The organism is Pseudobutyrivibrio ruminis DSM 9787 (genome assembly GCF_900218035.1).
Classification (GTDB): domain Bacteria; phylum Bacillota; class Clostridia; order Lachnospirales; family Lachnospiraceae; genus Pseudobutyrivibrio; species Pseudobutyrivibrio ruminis.
In genome coordinates, this window is record NZ_OBMR01000005.1 from 264,031 (window position 1) to 281,942 (window position 17,912).

At 40.4% G+C, this 17,912-nt stretch carries 14 protein-coding genes and 2 tRNA genes; 4 read left to right on the forward strand and 12 right to left on the reverse strand.

The window, feature by feature from the left end; translation table 11 throughout:
• Positions 1 to 250 precede the first annotated feature (250 nt).
• Together CRN97_RS06200 and CRN97_RS06205 are read right to left on the reverse strand one after the other, a co-directional pair.
• Positions 251 to 2,509, reverse strand: coding sequence for a hypothetical protein (locus CRN97_RS06200; protein WP_097076237.1), 2,259 nt, complete (start codon positions 2,507 to 2,509; stop codon positions 251 to 253).
• 134 nt (positions 2,510 to 2,643) lie between these two features.
• Positions 2,644 to 3,357 carry a LytR/AlgR family response regulator transcription factor gene (locus CRN97_RS06205; RefSeq protein ID WP_074788613.1) on the reverse strand — a complete coding sequence of 238 codons (714 nt, stop codon included), beginning with the start codon at positions 3,355 to 3,357 and terminating at the stop codon, positions 2,644 to 2,646.
• Positions 3,358 to 3,448: 91 nt separating this feature from the next.
• Between CRN97_RS06205 and CRN97_RS06210 the strand changes: the two genes are divergently transcribed.
• The 3 genes from CRN97_RS06210 to CRN97_RS06220 all read left to right on the forward strand — a co-directional run bounded on the left by CRN97_RS06210 (position 3,449) and on the right by CRN97_RS06220 (position 7,032).
• Positions 3,449 to 6,079 carry a hybrid sensor histidine kinase/response regulator gene (locus CRN97_RS06210; RefSeq protein ID WP_179670691.1) on the forward strand — a complete coding sequence of 877 codons (2,631 nt, stop codon included), beginning with the start codon at positions 3,449 to 3,451 and terminating at the stop codon, positions 6,077 to 6,079.
• Between the two features lie 22 nt (positions 6,080 to 6,101).
• Positions 6,102 to 6,185: transfer RNA gene (locus CRN97_RS06215), tRNA-Leu, on the forward strand.
• A 79-nt stretch (positions 6,186 to 6,264) separates the two neighbouring features.
• Positions 6,265 to 7,032, forward strand: coding sequence for a nucleoside phosphorylase (locus CRN97_RS06220; protein ID WP_097076239.1), 768 nt, complete (start codon positions 6,265 to 6,267; stop codon positions 7,030 to 7,032).
• A gap of 66 nt (positions 7,033 to 7,098) precedes the next feature.
• On the opposite strand, the gene CRN97_RS06225 is transcribed toward CRN97_RS06220, so the two are convergent.
• Both CRN97_RS06225 and CRN97_RS06230 read right to left on the reverse strand, forming a co-directional pair.
• A complete protein-coding gene (locus CRN97_RS06225) occupies positions 7,099 to 8,136 on the reverse strand; it encodes a M42 family metallopeptidase (RefSeq protein ID WP_044936965.1) in 1,038 nt (345 codons plus the stop codon).
• 104 nt (positions 8,137 to 8,240) lie between these two features.
• Positions 8,241 to 8,312 (reverse strand) — tRNA-Thr (locus CRN97_RS06230).
• Between the two features lie 63 nt (positions 8,313 to 8,375).
• Between CRN97_RS06230 and CRN97_RS06235 the strand changes: the two genes are divergently transcribed.
• Positions 8,376 to 9,644 (forward strand): diaminopimelate decarboxylase, encoded by a 1,269-nt coding sequence (locus CRN97_RS06235; protein ID WP_097076240.1) that lies wholly within the window; start codon positions 8,376 to 8,378, stop codon positions 9,642 to 9,644.
• 55 nt (positions 9,645 to 9,699) lie between these two features.
• On the opposite strand, the gene CRN97_RS06240 is transcribed toward CRN97_RS06235, so the two are convergent.
• From CRN97_RS06240 to CRN97_RS14125, 8 genes are all read right to left on the reverse strand, one after another.
• Entirely contained in the window at positions 9,700 to 10,797 is a 1,098-nt protein-coding gene (locus CRN97_RS06240) for an HD-GYP domain-containing protein (RefSeq protein WP_074788608.1), read from the reverse strand.
• A gap of 8 nt (positions 10,798 to 10,805) precedes the next feature.
• Positions 10,806 to 11,750 carry an ABC transporter permease gene (locus CRN97_RS06245; protein ID WP_044936959.1) on the reverse strand — a complete coding sequence of 315 codons (945 nt, stop codon included), beginning with the start codon at positions 11,748 to 11,750 and terminating at the stop codon, positions 10,806 to 10,808.
• Between the two features lies 1 nt (position 11,751).
• A complete protein-coding gene (locus CRN97_RS06250) occupies positions 11,752 to 12,897 on the reverse strand; it encodes an ABC transporter permease (protein WP_044936956.1) in 1,146 nt (381 codons plus the stop codon).
• Positions 12,897 to 14,435 (reverse strand): ABC transporter ATP-binding protein, encoded by a 1,539-nt coding sequence (locus CRN97_RS06255; RefSeq protein WP_097076241.1) that lies wholly within the window; start codon positions 14,433 to 14,435, stop codon positions 12,897 to 12,899. Before CRN97_RS06255 ends, CRN97_RS06250 begins: the two co-directional genes overlap by 1 nt.
• A gap of 160 nt (positions 14,436 to 14,595) precedes the next feature.
• Positions 14,596 to 15,768, reverse strand: coding sequence for a BMP family lipoprotein (locus tag CRN97_RS06260; RefSeq protein ID WP_097076242.1), 1,173 nt, complete (start codon positions 15,766 to 15,768; stop codon positions 14,596 to 14,598).
• Positions 15,769 to 15,871: 103 nt separating this feature from the next.
• Positions 15,872 to 16,327, reverse strand: a complete 456-nt coding sequence (locus CRN97_RS06265; protein WP_097076243.1) for a cytidine deaminase — start codon at positions 16,325 to 16,327, stop codon at positions 15,872 to 15,874.
• A 1-nt stretch (position 16,328) separates the two neighbouring features.
• Positions 16,329 to 17,726, reverse strand: coding sequence for a tetratricopeptide repeat protein (locus CRN97_RS06270; RefSeq protein WP_074788604.1), 1,398 nt, complete (start codon positions 17,724 to 17,726; stop codon positions 16,329 to 16,331).
• Between the two features lie 30 nt (positions 17,727 to 17,756).
• A complete protein-coding gene (locus CRN97_RS14125; protein ID WP_167541212.1) occupies positions 17,757 to 17,900 on the reverse strand; it encodes a hypothetical protein in 144 nt (47 codons plus the stop codon).
• Positions 17,901 to 17,912: the final 12 nt, after the last annotated feature.

The window sequence follows — 17,912 nt, forward strand, 5'->3', positions numbered from 1 at the left end:
CGCATTGTTAACATTTCTTGAATTGAATGTGAACGTTGCGTGAACATCTGTTATAAAATATAACATCGAAAATCGTTACGTACAATAACGTTGGCAAAATGTGACATTTTTTGGCAAGATATTTTTAAAGCTAATAATTACTATTATTTTTCAACATTTTCGTAAATATTTTTCCCTCCCAGATAGTAAGAAGCCATCCAATCTCCAAAATAAAAAAACTAGCCAGCATATGCTGACTAGTTAGTAACTATTACTGATTCAATTTATCGATGAGCTTAATAGCTGCTCGGCGCTTTGCTTCAAGGACTCCAACGCCAACTCCTGCAGTTGAAACGCCTGCAAGTCCGACGAACCATTTGCCTCTTTCCATAAGACCTGCCAGGGTGATTCCTGTAGGTGACTGTTCCTCTTCGATTGTGACTGTTTCTTCTGGTGCAGGTTCTTCCGGCTGATCCTGTGGTATTTCAGCATCGCTGCCGCCATATCCACCAGCGTTGCCGCTTGGAGAAGTGATTATATGAATCTCTGATTTTGATTCTTCCTCCTCATCTTCTTCCTCTTCTTCCTCAAGCTCCTCCTCTTCGATTTCCTCCTCATCTTGGATAACCTCTTCGGAATCTGCCGGAGCTAATACTATAGAAGAAACTGTGTTGAATCTGGCTTCATATGTTGATTTTGCTGTTGCTAAAGCTTCCTTTGCATCTGCCAGATTTGATTTTGCTATGTCGTAATTAGCCTGAGCTTTTTCAAGCTCTCCCTGAAGTCTTGCAAGCTCCATTCCTGTATTAATATCACTTGCAGCCTCTAAATCTTCAATCTGCTGTTTCAAGCAAGATACTGTCTGCTTGGCTGATTCAAAATCTGCCTTTGCTGAGCTGACAGCCTCTGAAAGAGCTTTGTAAGCATTATACTTTTCAGTAATCTCTGATATATATGAAGCGTAATCCTTGGATGCGCTTGTAAATACCTGATTCTTGTTTACTTCGTAACTATATATATCAGCTGTTGTTTTGTGCTCTGTTATGTTTAATAGCTTGCTTTTATCAAAAGCAACACCTGTAGCATTATTCTGAGTCTTAGCATCATCAACTATTGCGTTTTTAAGATCATCCTCTGATGTGTATTTTGAGCTTGCAACATTAGATGAAACGCTGGTGCCTTCGTAATAATTAAAGTAGCCACCTTGATAATATTGTTGCTTTGTTGATGTAACAATCATTCCATCTTTTGCAACAAGTTTTACCAAGTTTTCATACGAATATTTCCAAATGTGATCATCTGGCTTAACAAACGAGCTTTCAATCACCCTACCATTATAACTAGGAATATAAAATCCCGTAGCAGTCCAGTAAGAATACTCAACCACGCCATCCTTGAGCTGCTCAGCCTCTTCCTTTGTAAGAGTGACTTTGTTGCCATTGATGTCCTGGTATTCGTATACCATATCTCTATCGTATATGCGAACCTCACCTGATTTGTAATCTACCGTATATCCGTAATTAGCACTTACGTTACGTACAACATTGCCCTCGGCATCCACAATATCATATGAAATCCCGATAACATTTCCTTTGTAAGGTGTGACTGCAAAATTTGAAACAGACTGACCATCGGCAAGCTCTGTGTTTGGTGCGTAGTAGTGCTCTACCACTGTAGCGATGTATGATGTGACATCTGATTTGTCTGCGTCTGCTGCAATAAGTGCATCGGCGCCAGCTGCTGCAAGGTCCTTACCTGCTGCCGCAAGCTGCTTTTCTAATGAAGCGAGCTTTTCCTGGGCGTCTGTAAGCGAAGCCTCTGCATCTGATAAATCCGATGTAGCCTGTGATTTTTTATTGTTATATTCTTCAGCTGCAGCTTCATATTCTGCTTTAGCTGTTTCGTATTCTGAAAGCTTGTTGTTGTAAGTTTCTTCTGCTGATGCAAATTGCTTTTCTGCTTCCTCAACAGTGGCGGTAGCATCTGCGATAATAGCTTCTGCACTTTCCTGATCAGTGTTTGTGTCTGCCACTGCAACCGCTGCTGCATTTGCCACTTCGCTAGCCTGGCCTGTGACCTGTGCTGCGCCTGAAGCTGCTTCATTTGCTGAAGCGAGGCTTTCATCAGCTGCTGCAATGCTTGAATCCATGGAATCCTTTGCATCTGCCACACCTGAAACTGCTGTAGCTGCATCAGCAACCTGAGTGTTTGCATCGGTAATATCCTGTGTGATTGCCTGTGAGGAGGATCCAGCACTTTCGTCTACCACCCCTGCGCTCACCGCATCAGAAACCTCAGTAGAAACGCCTGCATCGGCAAGTGTCTCTGCGACCGATTCAGTTGCGCTAGCGCTACTTTCTACTGCAGCTTCCTCTGGCGAAACAACCTGCTGCTCTTTAGTATCTGAAGGCACAACAACAGAGCCTTCAGAATTCTCCGAAGCCTCTACCTGTATCGGAAATACGATACTACTAGCTAATGTAATTGTAGATAATCCAGCTGCTAAAGCCTTTGCTGAACCTCTCCTCATAACTTTCTGTGCCCTTTCAATTTAAAAAAGTCCAAATTTCCTGCTTATAGCGTAACATAAAAAAAGTTAGACGCAATGTTCTTGGCAAGATTGATTAAAATCTGGCAAAAGTATTACGGCTAACTTAAAATATTTTATCTATTACTAAATTGATAATCCTTTATCTGTTGAGAAATTTCCGATACTTTTCTAGCTGATATCGGGAATATGCTCTTATCATCCATGTAAATATCGCCACCTTCAAGGTGATGAATAAAGTCCATATTAATAATTATGCCGCGATTTACCATGATGAATCTTTTGTCTGCACCAGCCAAATCCAAGAATTCGCCTGATGTAAGTCTGACTCTGCTGGTCGTGCCATCATCCTTGTTAATTTCAAGGTAATGGCCATCTGTTGTTACTGAGATAATATCCTTTAGATATACCTTTTCATCTATCGGCCCAGCTGATAGTTTAATAAAGGCTGCATCCATCGGTGTGTGCTCTATTATCTCCGTCAGAACCTGATTGATTCTTTCTATTGTGAAAGGTTTTGTGACGTAGTCAAATGCATGTAATGAAAATGCATCTGGATAATGCCCCTCCGAAGCTGTCATAAAAATAAGGAAGGTCCTTTCCGTCATCTCTCTCAGCTTTTTAGCTGCTTCAATGCCATCCATGTTCGGCATGAAGATGTCCATGAATACGATGTCGAATCTTCTTTCTGATAAAACAGAGATAAAATCCGGTCCACTTGAAAACTCTTCAACCTCAAGCGGTATCTCTTTGCTTGCAGAAAGTTTTTCTACCATCATTTTCAATTGCATCCTAAATATACTTTCGTCATCTATTACTGCAACTCTCATATCTGCCCCCTATATCTTTGTATATGAAATGATACCACAATTTTCTCAAGTTGATAATGAAAATCAGAAAATTATTTTATATAATGATTTTATGGAACTTTTAATTAACAATATTACATACATTAACATAATAATTTTGCTGGCTGGAGCCACATCACTGCACCTAGGTGCAAGTTTTTTAAAAAGGGAGAAACACACTAAAGGATTTTTCAAATATTCGGTGTTCATGCTAGCCTTAGGAAATGGTCTATGCTGTATGGGATACTCTATCATGTCCCTCAGCCCAGACCTTAGATTCGCATACTATTTTAGAGTGCTCGGGCTTATCGGAATCGATATTTATCTTATGGCTGAAATCCTTCTTGTAACCAGCTGTTTAAATTTCAGCCGATTTGCAGAGTATTTCATTATAGGTTTATCAGGTCTTGCTTCGTTGTTTGATATTGTGATTTTTGGAAGTAAGGAATCTGATACTTTCGTGCGCTACGCAAACTATACTGCGTATGTACGTCTCGATCCATATCGCCATCTTTTCCATTATACGTTCTTAATTATAATGTCTATTTCTATGTTTATTATCGCATGCGTTTGGGCAGTATCTGTGCGTTTTAAAAGGGAAAAACGTCTCGTATTCTTTGCATATGTTTCTAACCTTATTTTAGCTGCATCAACTGTTCCTGACTTCCGCATATACCATAGTGAATTTAATCTTACTCATGTGTTTTATTGCACTGGTATGCTTTTCGCATTTATTGTTTTCTTCGTTGCATCCAACAACTACATGATGTTCAACATCACTGTTAACAGTATCAGTAAAGACATCTTTTCTACATTGGGAACTGGTCTGCTGGTATTTGATACCAACTATCACCTCAATCTATCCAATGAATACGCTGACAAGCTTTTGGGTCTCGACCATGAGCCACATCGTATTCGTTTAAAAGAGATTTTTGAGTTAAATTCAGGCGAGCCACTTAAGATGTTTGAAAAAGCCACCACAGGAGATGTAATTGACTATCGATTGACGTCAAAGTTGACAAACAAGGTTATCCTCGTCAATTTCTCCTGCAAATTCGATAGAAGCAACCAGCCAATGTGCTATATCCTTGTTGCTACTGATCTTACTGAAGAAAACCGACTTATCGATGAAGCTCAGGCAGCTAATAAAGCAAAGTCCGAATTCATCAGCAATATTTCCCACGAAATCCGTACTCCTATTAATATTATTTCCGGTATGGATGAGCTGATTCGCCGCGAATGCAAAGACGAAACCATTTTAAAATACGCAGAAAACATCAACGTCGCCTCAAAGAATCTTACATCCTTAATTAATGACGTACTTGATTTCTCAAAGATTGAATCCGGCAAGCTTGAAGTTGTCTCTGGCGAATACAACATTCAGCATCTTTTAATAGAGTGTTATCACATGTTTACAAGCCTTTCTTCCCAGAAGAATCAGATGCTGTCATTTACCTGTGACCCAAATCTTCCAACAGGGCTGATTGGCGATGATATCCGAATCAAGCAGATTCTGTCTAATCTTCTATCTAACGCTGTGAAATACACTCCTGAAGGCGGAAACATACAATTTAGTGCTACTTACAAAGAAAGAAATGATAACTTCCTTGCACTTGTTATTCAGGTCAAGGACAACGGTATCGGTATAAAAGAGGAAGACTTACCTCATATTTTTGAGAACTTCCAGCGATTCGAGCTTTCTAGAAACAGAACCATCCAGGGTACCGGCCTCGGTTTAACAATCACCCAGAACCTTGTATCCTTATTGCATGGTGTTATCAATGTAGAAAGCACCTATCAGCATGGCTCTACTTTCACCGTTGAAATACCTCAGCAGATAAGCAACCCTGAGCCAATCGGTGAGTTAACTGATTTGGATATGCGCAAGAAACTTACCTATACAAATAGCTTTATTGCGCCAAAAGCTCGAATACTTGCAGTAGACGATGTGCAAATGAACCTGGATGTATTTGTTGGTCTATTAAAGAAGACACAGATACAGATTGATACAGCTTTAAATGGCCATGACGCTCTCGCCCTGGCGCATAAACGTAAATACGATATCATCTTCCTGGATCACATGATGCCAGAGATGGACGGTATCGAAGTGCTCCAACGCATTCGTGCAAATGGAGCCAGTGCTAATCTTGAAACACCTGTTGTTATGCTTACCGCTAATGCAATGATGGGTGCAGATAAGAAATATCTGGAAAACGGATTTACGGATTATCTTTCAAAGCCTATTAAGCCTGATGCTTTGGATGAAATGGTATTGAAGCATTTACCGGAAGATTTGATTCAAGCTACTGAGGAGCCAGAAGCTGATTCTAATCAGGAGCCAGAAGAAAGTGAATTCATCAAATCACTTAGCTTTATAGATGCAAAAGCTGGCCTGGAATTTGCTGCAGGCGATGAAGATTTCTACCGCCAGATTGTCACTACATTTGTTAACGAAGACAAACGTGAAGCGTTGAACAGCCTCCTTCAAAAAGAGGACTGGGCTAATTATCAAATCATTGCCCACTCACTAAAAGGCACTGCTCTTACTATCGGTGCAGAGGAACTTTCCAGTGCCGCAAAGAACCTTGAATTCGCAGCAAAAGAAAACAAAATTGACTATATAAAAAGCCATCACAACGACGTCATCGACCAGTACGGAAAGTTGCTAGAAAAACTAAAAAACGCATTGCAATTATCAATCTAATTTAGTATACTAGTCTGCGGACGCCGGCTTGTCGGAATTGGCAGACGAGGCAGACTCAAAATCTGTTGATGGCAACATCGTGCGGGTTCAAGTCCCGCAGCCGGCATAAATTAAAAGTGGTCTAGCATTGCTAGGCCACTTTTTTATTGTTATACTATCCATTAAAAAATAAAGGGAGGAACACCATGATTATTAAACACGACATACCAATACTTGAATACGACGACCACTCAGCTGAAGTAATAGCTCCAGCATATGAATGGAATAATGTAGCCCTTCCAAAGAAATGTCTTTTTGCATTCCTAGGTGATGTAGTTGAAAAATACGCCCTGGAGCACAATGCCAGGAAGGTGGAAGAATTCAAAACTTTTTCTCACATTGTAAATATTTATGTTATGCAGAATGGCGTTGAAGATATCTGCCTGGTGCAGCCAATAATCGGTGCTCCTGCCGCTGCTTCACTTTTGGATTCGTTGATAGCATGCGGGTGTGAAAAGATAATCGCAGTTGGTTCTTGCGGTGTACTGGCTGATTTACCTGAAAACGCTTTTATCGTTCCTACAAAAGCCCTCAGAGCCGAAGGCACTTCATATCACTACCTTCCTGCTTCTCGATTTATAGAGCTTGATGCAGAGCCTATAGAGGCCATTGAAAGCTGTTTTAATGACCATAATCTTCCATTTGTAACCTGCACTACCTGGACTACAGATGCATTTTTCAGAGAGACAAAAGATATGGTTAAACATAGATTAGATGAGGGATGTTCTGTTGTGGAAATGGAATGTTCTGCCCTTGCCGCTGTTAGTAAAAAGCGCGGCGCAAAGTTCGGTCAGTTCCTCTTCACCGGAGATTCTTTGGCAAACGTTCATGATTATGATGCCAGAGATTTCGGAAAGGACTCTCACGAAAAAGCTTTATTACTAGGACTTGATGTGTTAAAGCACTACAACTAATAATTCTCAAGTAAAACAAAAAGACAAGGCCCATTATGCCTTGTCTTTTAATATAATCAGCTCTATTTATTTTACATAGTTGATAAGAAGCTTGAATGTGTTTTCAACACCCTTTTTGTGAGAGCGTTCGTATCCATGACTTGCATAAACACCAGCTCCGATAAGTCCATGCTTTACATCGTAGCCCGCGTTAAGAGCCGCATCAGCGTCTGAACCATAGTGAGGGTAAACATCTACAGCAAAATCGATATCATTCTCTCTAGCAGCCTTTATCAAAGCAGAAACCACATCATAGTTGTAAGGGCCACCGCTATCCTTTGCACAGATACTTACCTGTGTCTCCTTGCAATCAAGTCCCTCGCCAATGCATCCCATATCTACTGAAAGAATCTCTGTAACACCATCTGGAACAGTGCCGCATGCGCCATGTCCAACCTCTTCATAAACAGTGATATGATGGTATACCTTTCTCTCTGGTGTGATTTTGTTGTCTGCCAAATATTTTGCCTGGCCAAGAAGAATTCCAACAGAAAGCTTATCATCAAGGAAACGACTCTTGATGTAGCCTGACTCTGTAACTCTTGTGCGTGGCTCGAAAGCAACAATATCACCAATCATGATACCAAGTTCCTTTGTATCGTCTGCAGATGAAACCTCCTCATCAACAACCACTTCCATCCCCTTAAACTCACGAGTCTTTGTAGAGTAATCTCCATTAACGTGAACAGATGCGTCATTAAGCTGGAATGTTCCCTCGTAAACCTTGCCGTCTCTGGTGTAGATGCGACAGTTCTCAGACTCACCATTGTTTGGATTGAATCCACCAAGTGGAGTAAGCTCAAGATTACCGTTGTCCTTAATCTTGCAAACCATTCCACCAAGAGTATCCATGTGTGCTTCGATAAGAAGCGCATCATCCTCTGCCTTGCCTCCCAAATCAACAAGGATACCTCCCTTAGTGGTCATCTGAGGCTTATAACCAAGCTTTTCATATTCTGCCATTAAATGCTTGGCAGCAGTGGCTGTGAACCCTGTAGGGCTATCTATGCCCAGAATATCAACAGTTTGATTTACCATGTAGTCTACATATTTACTAGTGTCCATTTATATACCTCCTAAAATTATAATCAGTTGTGCAAAATCAGTTTACATTAACACTTTATTATGATAAAGTATTCCCAATCAGAGAAAAGAAGATAATAAAAAAGAGCTGGTGACGGGAATTGAACCCGTGACCCCTTCCTTACCAAGGAAGTGCTCTACCTCTGAGCCACACCAGCTTGCTTATTCAGCAAGAAAAAGCATATCAAAGTTGAGTATCATTGTCAAGGAGATGAATAGCTATGAAAACCCCATTTGTTACAAAAGAAAAGATTCAAGAAATTACACAAACAATCCCAACTCCTTTCAACATTTATGACGAAAAGGGAATCCGCGAAAATGCCCGTGCGGTAAACAAGGCATTTAGCTGGAATAAAGGTTTCAAAGAATATTTTGCTGTTAAGGCAAATCCAAATCCATTCATCCTAAAGATTCTTCAGGAAGAAGGTTGCGGCGTTGACTGTGCATCATATGTAGAGCTTGCATTATCAGACCAGATTGGTTTCAAAAAAGACGATATAATGTTTTCTTCTAATGATACTCCTGCTAGCGAATTCAAGTACGCTGATGATTTAGGAGTCATTGTAAATTTAGACGACTTTACACACATTGATTTCTACGAGAAAGCCGTTGGTCATTTTCCTAAGAAGATGTGTTGCAGATACAATCCAGGCGGCGTATATGAGCTTTCAAACGGCATCATGGACAACCCTGGGGATAGCAAATACGGAATGACTAAGGAGCAGATTTTCGAGGCATATCAGGTTCTCAGAGATAAGGGCGTTGAGGAATTCGGAATCCATGCATTCCTTGTTTCAAACACTGTTACAAATGATTACTACCCTGCCCTTGCAAAGACTTTATTTGAACTTATTGTTGAGCTTAAAGAAAAGATAGGTATTGCCATTTCGTTTGTTAACCTTTCTGGTGGAGTTGGTATTGCATACCGTCCAGATCAAAAGCCAAACGATATTGCAGTGATCGGTGAAGGCGTTCACAAGGCCTTTGATGAGATTCTTGTTCCTGCCGGCCTCGGAGATGTTGCTATCTTCACTGAAATGGGTCGTTTTATGATGGGACCTTATGGTGGACTTGTTACAACAGCTATCCACGAAAAGCACATTTACAAGGAGTACATCGGTGTGGATGCATGTGCTGTAGACCTTATGCGTCCAGCTGTATATGGTTCATATCATCATATAACAGTTCTTGGAAAGGAAAATGCTCCAGCGGATAAGGTATACGACATCACTGGTTCACTCTGTGAGAATTGCGATAAATTCGCTGTAGACCGTCAGCTTCCACAAATCGATATGGGAGACATCCTATTTATCCACGATACGGGTGCACACGGCTACTCAATGGGTTATAACTACAATGGAAAGCTTAAGAGCGCTGAAGTTCTTCTTAAAGAAGATGGCAGCTTCAAGCTTATCCGTCGTCCAGAAACAATCAAGGATTATCTTGCAACATTTGATGGACTTGGGGTTGTTGATAATCTATTAAAATAATCACTTATATGTGCATAAGCAAAAAAAGCTAGGAGCAATAACTCCTAGCTTTTCTTTATATACAAGCTCTAATGTACAAATCTGTACGCTCCTGCAAATCTACGAACGAACCGTCATCCAGCTGTATTAGTGGACTTGCTAAAGCGTTCTTTTTAACCATAGTGATAATTCCACGAGAATTATCCGAAAGAAGCACTCCTGTCCCAATATAGGACTGGGCAATATTCTGTAGAAAGACATGTAAGACATTTTGATCGTACTTGCTTGGCTCCACTCTTTGGAACTGAGCAATTACTTCAAATGGACAAATTCCAGCTCGATATACTCTATCAGCTGTCATAGCGTCATACACATCTGTAATAGCTATTATCTTTGAAAAAGGATTAATAAAGTCCTTTGTAAGACCATAAGGATAACCGCTGCCATCATTACGCTCATGGTGCTGAAGAGCAGCAAGCTTTATACGTCTGTCTATTGGCAAATCACTAAGCAGATTATATCCGAGAAGTGGATGCTCGGCCATTCGACCATACTCTTCTGCATTAAGTGGACCTGGCTTTGTCAAAATACTGTGAGGCACAAGAGATTTTCCTATATCGTGATAAAGACCACACATAGTAAGAACATCAAGTTCTTTCTCATCTGTAATACCAAGCCATCCTCCACACACTCTGGAAATGATTGCCACATTCACAGAATGCCTGAATGTGCTACGGTCAATCTCCTGAATGTTTAGCATCATAGCCATAATGCCAAGACCTGTAGAATGCTTTTCAAACACCGAATGAATCTCCTGGATTAATTCGGTATCATCCAATGCCCCCTGTTTCTCAGCAAAATCACTGATAATCCTTTCAAGCCTATCGGAGCATTTTTCATATGCTCGCTTGAACTCTTTGAACTCCTCACTATTGAGAATTCGCCAAGACTGAGTCTCACCAATGAACTCATCAGGCGCATCGAATTGATATTTTTCAATCGCATCTTCCTCGTCCTGAATCTTTAGTTCCTTGATGCCATAATAGCTCATGTGCAAAAGCTGCTGAGCTGTTATGGCTGTACCTTCATCGGCAAGAACCTGTCCCTTAGGACTTATTATCTTTTCCGCCAGAATCATTCCCGGCTTCATTTCGTCTACGTTAATTATTTTCATATGATAATTTATCTAGCACCTTTATCGTATGGAATTCCTTCTGCCTTTGGTGCACGTGAATTCTGTGATGTAAATGCAAGAACGATAAGTGAAACAATGTAAGGGAACATGTTGTAAACAGTTCCTGAAATAGGTAATGCGTGTAAGAATCCGATTGCTGTATATACGTTTGAAAGTGATCTAAATACAGCGAAGAGGATTGCTGACCACGCAATACGCTCTGGCTTCCACTGACCAAAAATCATAACTGCAAGAGCAAGGAAACCTGCTCCGGCAACACCGTAATCAAAATGCCATGTTGAGTTTGCAGCTGCGATGTAGATAATACCACCGATACCTGCAAGGAATCCTGAAATAAGAACACCTGCATATCTCATAGCGTATACATTGATACCTACTGAATCTGCTGCCTGTGGATGCTCACCACATGCTCTAAGTCTAAGAGCAAACTTTGTCTTGTAGAATACGACAATTGCTGCTACAAGAAGAACTAAACCAACAACCTCGAACCAGTTGAAGTCGATTTTGCTAGTGTGAATAATAAATGCTTTGTAACCTCTGTTGTAATCAAGCTTTGCAGAGAAATCTGAACCGTGAGAACGTGTTGTGTTGAAAGCCTTGATAATAACAGTAGCTGCTGCTGTTGCAAGCATGTTTACAGCTGTACCTACAAGGGTCTGATCTGCCTTGAAGTTGATGCAGGCAACTGCGATTAACAGTGATGAAAGCATACCTGCGATTGCTGCTGCACAAAGTGTGCAAACGATGATTGCTGCCTTTGGCCAATTTTCAGGAACAAGAACCATTACCATAGCACCTGCCATAGCTCCGAATACCATGATTCCTTCAAGACCAAGATTGATGATACCGCTTCGCTCTGAGAACATACCACCCAAAGCTACAAGAATCAGTACTGCTGATGAGATGAGGGTGTATTGAATAAGTAAAGCCATACTACACCTCCTTTTCTTCAGCCTTAGCTGACTTTGTTGCTGGCTCGGCATTGGCGTTAACCTTTACCTTAGCTGGTCTATTAACTAATGTCTTAAAGAACAATACGAAACCGCAAAGGTAAATGATAATAGCGATAACTAAATCAGCAACCTGTGGGTTGTAATAGTTTGTGTTGAGGTACTGACCACCAAGAGTAATGTACTCTACAAATAAGCCAGCGAAAATTGTTCCGATTGGATGTAAACCACCAAGGAACGCAACGGCGATTCCTGAGAATCCCATGCCTGGAACTGAAGCAGAAATTGTGTAGTGCTCCATTCCTGTAAGATAGAACTGAGAAGCTGCAAATCCTGAAATGGCACCTGAAATAACAAGTGTAAGGATGATATTGCGCTTTGCATTCATACCTGCATATTTAGCAGCCTCTTTGTTGTGACCTGTTGCCTTTAATTCATAACCAAATGTTGTCTTGTTAAGAACTACAAGGATTGCGATAGCAATAATAATTGTTGCTGGTATTGCGATTGTTGTGTATTTATTGCCACCGAAGAAATCCTGTATAAATCCAGGTAATATTGCTGATGGATTAACTGATACAATATCAAATGTCTCAGACTTTGTCTGATTCATACATTTTTCGCCACCAATGATAATGTTGCAAAGATATAAGCCAATCCAGTTGAGCATGATACCTGCGATAACTTCGTTTACGTTGAAGTATGCCTTAAGGAGTCCTGCCATAAATCCCCAAAGAGCACCTGCAGCAATTGCTGCAACAACACATAAGAACCAATTCCAACCCAGTGCCAATGAGCAATAAAGGCTGGCGATAATACCTACTGTGTACTGACCGGCAGCTCCGATATTGAACAATCCGGCTTTGTAAGCAAAAAGAATTGCTTCAGCACAAAGAATAAGTGGCATTGATTTTACAAGGAATGATCCCATGTATTTCATAAGAACTGTTGAGTTCCCGCTAAACTTGAAAAAGTTTGTAATGATTGCCTGCATACCTTCAGTCGCATGCTCAGCATTCATTGTAAGTAGAATGATATATCCGATGAATATACCTAAAACTGCACATAGAATTGACGCAATAATCGTCTGAACGGCAGGGCGTCTAAAAAAGCTAATCTTCTCTCCCATTAGTTAGCCTCCTTTCCGTTGTCTCGCTTTGCGCCTGACATATAAAGGCCGAGTTCCTGAAGTGTAGTCTGCTTTGGATCTACCTCTCCAACGATTTCACCTTCATACATAACAAGAATTCTATCAGATAAGTTCATAACCTCATCCAACTCTAAAGAAACAAGTAAGATTGCCTTACCGTTGTCTCTTTCTTTAACGATTTCCTCGTGGATATATTCGATAGCACCAACATCAAGACCTCTTGTAGGCTGAACTGCAACAAGAAGCTCATGGTCTCTATCCATCTCACGAGCAACGATAGCCTTCTGCTGGTTACCACCAGACATAGAACGGACAATTGTGCGAGCGCCCTGACCAGAACGAACATCAAATGCACTTGCAAGTCTGTCAGAGTACTGTCTCATCTCTTTCTTTTTGATAAGTCCACCCTTCTGGAAAGCTGGCTGGAAATATCTCTGAAGAATCATGTTTTCCTCGAGAGTATAGTCAAGAACAAGACCATGCTTATGTCTGTCTTCTGGGACATGACTCATACCATGTGTGTTCTTATATCTGATAGATTTCTTTGTGACATCCTCACCACAAAGAGTGATTTTACCACTTGAAATATCATCGAGACCTGTAAGAGCTCCAACAAACTCTGTCTGACCATTTCCGTCGATACCAGCAATACATACGATTTCACCGGCGCGAACATTGAATGAAACATTGTGTACAGAATCATTTGAATGAATCTTACTCTTTACACATACATTCTCTACCTTCAATACTTCTTTGCCAGGATTTGCTGGTGCCTTGTCTACTGCAAACTTTACATTACGTCCAACCATCATAGAAGAAAGCTCTTCCTTGGTAGTGTTTGCAACATCAACTGTACCGATGTATTTACCCTTTCTAAGGATTGAACATCTGTCAGCAACTTCCATGATTTCGTTGAGCTTGTGAGTGATGAAAAGGATTGACTTACCTTCTGCTGCAAGCTCCTTCATGATTTTCATAAGCTCATCTATTTCCTGAGGTGTAAGAACAGCTGTAGGCTCATCAAAGATAAGAACTTCGTTATCTCTGTAAAGCATCTTAAGGATTTCTACACGCTGCTGCATACCAACAGTGATATCCTCTACCATAGCATCAGGATCAACCTTAAGATTGTACTTTTCAGACAATCTAATAACCTTTGCTCTGGCTTCTTCCTTTGTGAGGAAACCAAACTTGCTTGGCTCTGATCCAAGAATGATGTTATCAAGTACCGAGAAGATATCTACCAACATGAAATGCTGATGAACCATTCCGATACCTAGGTCAGTAGCATCATTTGGGTTGCTAATTTTAACCTCTTTACCGTCTTTTTTAATTACTCCCTTTTCTGGAGTGTACAGTCCAAAAAGAACGCTCATAAGAGTGGACTTTCCAGCTCCATTTTCACCGAGAAGTGCATGAATTTCTCCGCGCTTAAGTTGCAAAGTGATGTCGTCATTTGCAATTATGCCTGGAAATTCTTTTGTAATATGCAGCATCTCAATTACATAATCTTCCATCGCAATACCTTTCTACAATAAAATTTTTGATTTACGCCTAGCCTGACTCAGCTAGCAAAACCATAAAAATCATTACACCTCATATAAGGATTTTTATAGCCTTGCTATAATTTCAAAAAAAGGGAAGGACTAAGCCTTCCCTTTGTAATCTAGTTACGCCTTAGTGAATATTATCAAACTCTGTAACCTTGATTGTTGTTGTTGGCATAGCATCGATGCTTACGTCAACTGTGATTGTTCCATCATACATCTGAGAAACAAGTGTGTTGTAATCATCAACTGTGAAGTTTTGCATTGTCCATGTGTCTGTTGGAAGCTGAACATAGTTTACAGAAGGATCTGTACCTGATACAAGACCAAGGTTCTCGATCTTTCCTGCATGAGCATCCCAATTTCCATTGACAACATCTGTAAGTGTAGCCTCTACTGTTGCAGCAAGACCCTTCATAGCAGATGTTACGCAAAGACCCTCAACATCATACTGATCGTGAATTACGCCTGACTGATCAACGTCGACACCAACAACGTGTCCATCAGCCTTTACAGCAGCTTCGCAAGCTGATGTGTAGATACCACCACCACAAGCGAATACAATTTCAGTACCGTTTGAGTACCAAGAATCCATAGTAGCTGTGATAGCCTCATCACCCTGGAACTGACCACCATATACATAATTAACTTCAACCTCAGAAGAATTTCCAAGCTCCTCAGCAGCCTTATCAGCACCTGCTACGAAACCGTATCCATAACGGATAACAGCTGGAACAGCGATACCACCAAGGAAACCAAGCTTTGTATAGCCTTCTTTAACTACTGCATAACCTGCCATGTAACCAGCAAGCTCTTCCTGGTATGTGAATGCACATACGTTTGAAGGGATTTCTGTCATGCCTGCATCAGCGAAGTCGCCCTCACCACAGTCAAGTGCGATGATTGTAACATCTGGATAAGTGTCAGCAACTTCTGCAATCATAGCAGCGAAAAGATAACCTGGACAAACTACTACGTTGTAACCATCAGCTACTGCGTTCTCAAATGCAGCAACACGGTCATCGTCTGTGTTGTCTGCTGGCTTGTAGTACTGGAAATCAGCACCTGTCTCAGCAGAAAATGCCTGAATAGCCTCGTATGTTGTCTGGTTGAATGACTGATCTGTGATATCACCAGAGTCAGTAATCATTGCGATTCTAAAATCGCTTGCTGCCTCAGTTTCTGCAGCCCCCTCAGTTGTTGTAGCTGATGAGCTATCAGATGATGCAGATGATCCACATGCAACAAATGTTGATACAGCCATAGCAGCTACGAGAAGTACACTTAATAACTTCTTTTTCATTCTTCTATTCCTCCTATTTGCTTTGTTTCTTCTGATAAAGAAACACATAGTTAAATTATAATTTATTTTGCTATTTTTGCAACAAATATAGGACTTTTTGTGACTATTCTATATACAAGTTTTTTGGTCCAAAACCTAGTGGAAGTATCTCTTTTAAGGTTTTGTTTGTCATTTTGACATCATCCTGTGTAATGTTAGACAAATTGTCCACATTTTTAACTTCTGCAAGAATAATTCTAAAGGTATCAGGATCACCAAATTCATTAAGTACCTGACGGCATACACCACAAGGTGCACAAAGTGGAAGATCCTTTAGATTATCCATTCCACCAACTACTGCAATGGCTTCGTATTCTTTGTAACCCTCGCTTACTGCTTTGAACACTGCAGTTCTCTCAGCACAATTTGTAGGAGTGTATCCTGCGTTTTCAACATTGCATCCCTTGAAAACTGTACCATCTTTGCATAAAAGAGCAGCGCCAACTTTATGATGAGAATATGGTGTGTACGCCATTTCTCTAGCTTCTAGAGCTAACTTTACTAATTCAAAATCTGTCATATTATTCACCTACTTCTGTAGCACTTAATTCTGTGTCATCAGCCGCAATGTAAACCTTTGCCTGCTTGCCCCATTTATTACTTGGGTAAAGCTCAACAACACGATTAAAGCATTCAAGTGCTAACTCAGTTTCTCCTGTAAGTCTGTAGCAATCTCCAAGTAAAAATAGAGCTGCTCCGCTATTGTATGTCTCGTCTATTTCAACAACTGTCTTGAAATTTGTGATTGCACTTTCGTAGTTTTCTTCTGTGTAGAAGTTATTGCCATCATCGTAATATCCCTGGATTATTGTGGATGACAAGCTTGCATATAGGTTGTCATATGCAGTCTGTCCCTGTTCTCCAAGCACATCCCTTGTAACAAGCTGAATATAATCAGCTGCAGTAACGCTATCACCCTCGTTGTAATAATTCTGAGCTGCGAATAGATTATCGTAAGATGTAGCAATATCCTGCTTGTCATCATAAGCGCTTAAGCTTGACTGTAAGCTTTCGATTTCTGATTGAAGAGATTCATTCTCTGTTTTTGCATCTGATAATTCTTCATTCAGAGCAAGGACAGTGTCAGTATTATCGTCAGTCATATTGTCTCTAACTGTTGGCACAACAAGGAAGAAACAAATCAACAAACCGATAACCAATCCAAGCAAAATATTCATGAAGCTTGCTCGTGAGTTGTCCAGCATGCTTCTAAATGAATTCTCAGACATGATAACTGTGTCGTTACCATCTGCGAAAGTAACTACATCGTTTTTCTTTCTTCTTCTGCCGGTATTCTGCTCCTTGAGACGTTCCTTCACCTCGTGGATATATCGTATTGTCGTAGTATTATTGCTATCGATTTTAGCTGCCTGACTCAGGAATTTTCTTGCGTCAGCATACTTCTTTTCCTGAATATAAAGAAGAGAAAGCAACTGCAAAGCCTTTACAAAATTTGGATTCTGGCTTACAACCTTTTTCAGCTGAATCATAGCCAAATCTCTACTACCAGCCTTGCAATATTCGATAGCCTGATTGTATTTTTTGATTGTGGAATTAGTCTTTGTTAAAAGACCTGGATCACTTTCAATTTCTGCAAGATATCTATCTGCATCTGGATTATCCTCCTCTTGCAGATTTTTTGAGAGAACCCACTCATTTAAAGCTCTAACCATCTCCCCTGTCTGATAATAGCAGAGTCCAAGAAGGTTACGTGCTCTAGTATTATACTTGTAGTATTGAAGTGATGATTTCAGTGAATCAATTGCACCAGATAAGTCCTTGACTTTGGCCTTTTCCAAGCCCTGATTATAGAACACATAGGATGTGTATATGATTTGTTTGTATAACAAAATATCGGCACCGCAGTTGTAACAAACTTTGTCGTTACCAACTTCGGTACCACACATAAAACATTGCATTTATTATTCTCCGTAAAATATAAGCTTCGATTATTTTCCGTTATTCTGCTGAGTAGATAAGTTCATTAACAAATCTGTTAAATCTGTTAAGTCTCTGGCCTTAATATCTGCCTCGGCCTGCTCTACTTCTATGGCAGGTTCATATTTTTTTAATTCTTCTTCGAAATCTATCATGATTTACCTCTG

Bases quoted from the DNA above. Each gene is read 5' to 3' on its own strand.
- CRN97_RS06240 (WP_074788608.1), bottom strand. From the start codon at position 10,797: ATGAAAATAATTAACGTAGACGAAATGAAGCCGGGAATGATTCTGGCG.
- CRN97_RS06260 (WP_097076242.1), bottom strand. From the start codon at position 15,768: ATGAAAAAGAAGTTATTAAGTGTACTTCTCGTAGCTGCTATGGCTGTA.
- CRN97_RS06245 (WP_044936959.1), bottom strand. From the start codon at position 11,750: ATGGCTTTACTTATTCAATACACCCTCATCTCATCAGCAGTACTGATT.
- CRN97_RS06250 (WP_044936956.1), bottom strand. From the start codon at position 12,897: ATGGGAGAGAAGATTAGCTTTTTTAGACGCCCTGCCGTTCAGACGATT.
- CRN97_RS06205 (WP_074788613.1), bottom strand. From the start codon at position 3,357: ATGAGAGTTGCAGTAATAGATGACGAAAGTATATTTAGGATGCAATTG.
- CRN97_RS14125 (WP_167541212.1), bottom strand. From the start codon at position 17,900: ATGATAGATTTCGAAGAAGAATTAAAAAAATATGAACCTGCCATAGAA.
- CRN97_RS06200 (WP_097076237.1), bottom strand. From the start codon at position 2,509: ATGAGGAGAGGTTCAGCAAAGGCTTTAGCAGCTGGATTATCTACAATT.
- CRN97_RS06225 (WP_044936965.1), bottom strand. From the start codon at position 8,136: ATGGACACTAGTAAATATGTAGACTACATGGTAAATCAAACTGTTGAT.
- CRN97_RS06220 (WP_097076239.1), top strand. From the start codon at position 6,265: ATGATTATTAAACACGACATACCAATACTTGAATACGACGACCACTCA.
- CRN97_RS06235 (WP_097076240.1), top strand. From the start codon at position 8,376: ATGAAAACCCCATTTGTTACAAAAGAAAAGATTCAAGAAATTACACAA.
- CRN97_RS06255 (WP_097076241.1), bottom strand. From the start codon at position 14,435: ATGGAAGATTATGTAATTGAGATGCTGCATATTACAAAAGAATTTCCA.
- CRN97_RS06210 (WP_179670691.1), top strand. From the start codon at position 3,449: ATGGAACTTTTAATTAACAATATTACATACATTAACATAATAATTTTG.
- CRN97_RS06265 (WP_097076243.1), bottom strand. From the start codon at position 16,327: ATGACAGATTTTGAATTAGTAAAGTTAGCTCTAGAAGCTAGAGAAATG.
- CRN97_RS06270 (WP_074788604.1), bottom strand. From the start codon at position 17,726: ATGCAATGTTTTATGTGTGGTACCGAAGTTGGTAACGACAAAGTTTGT.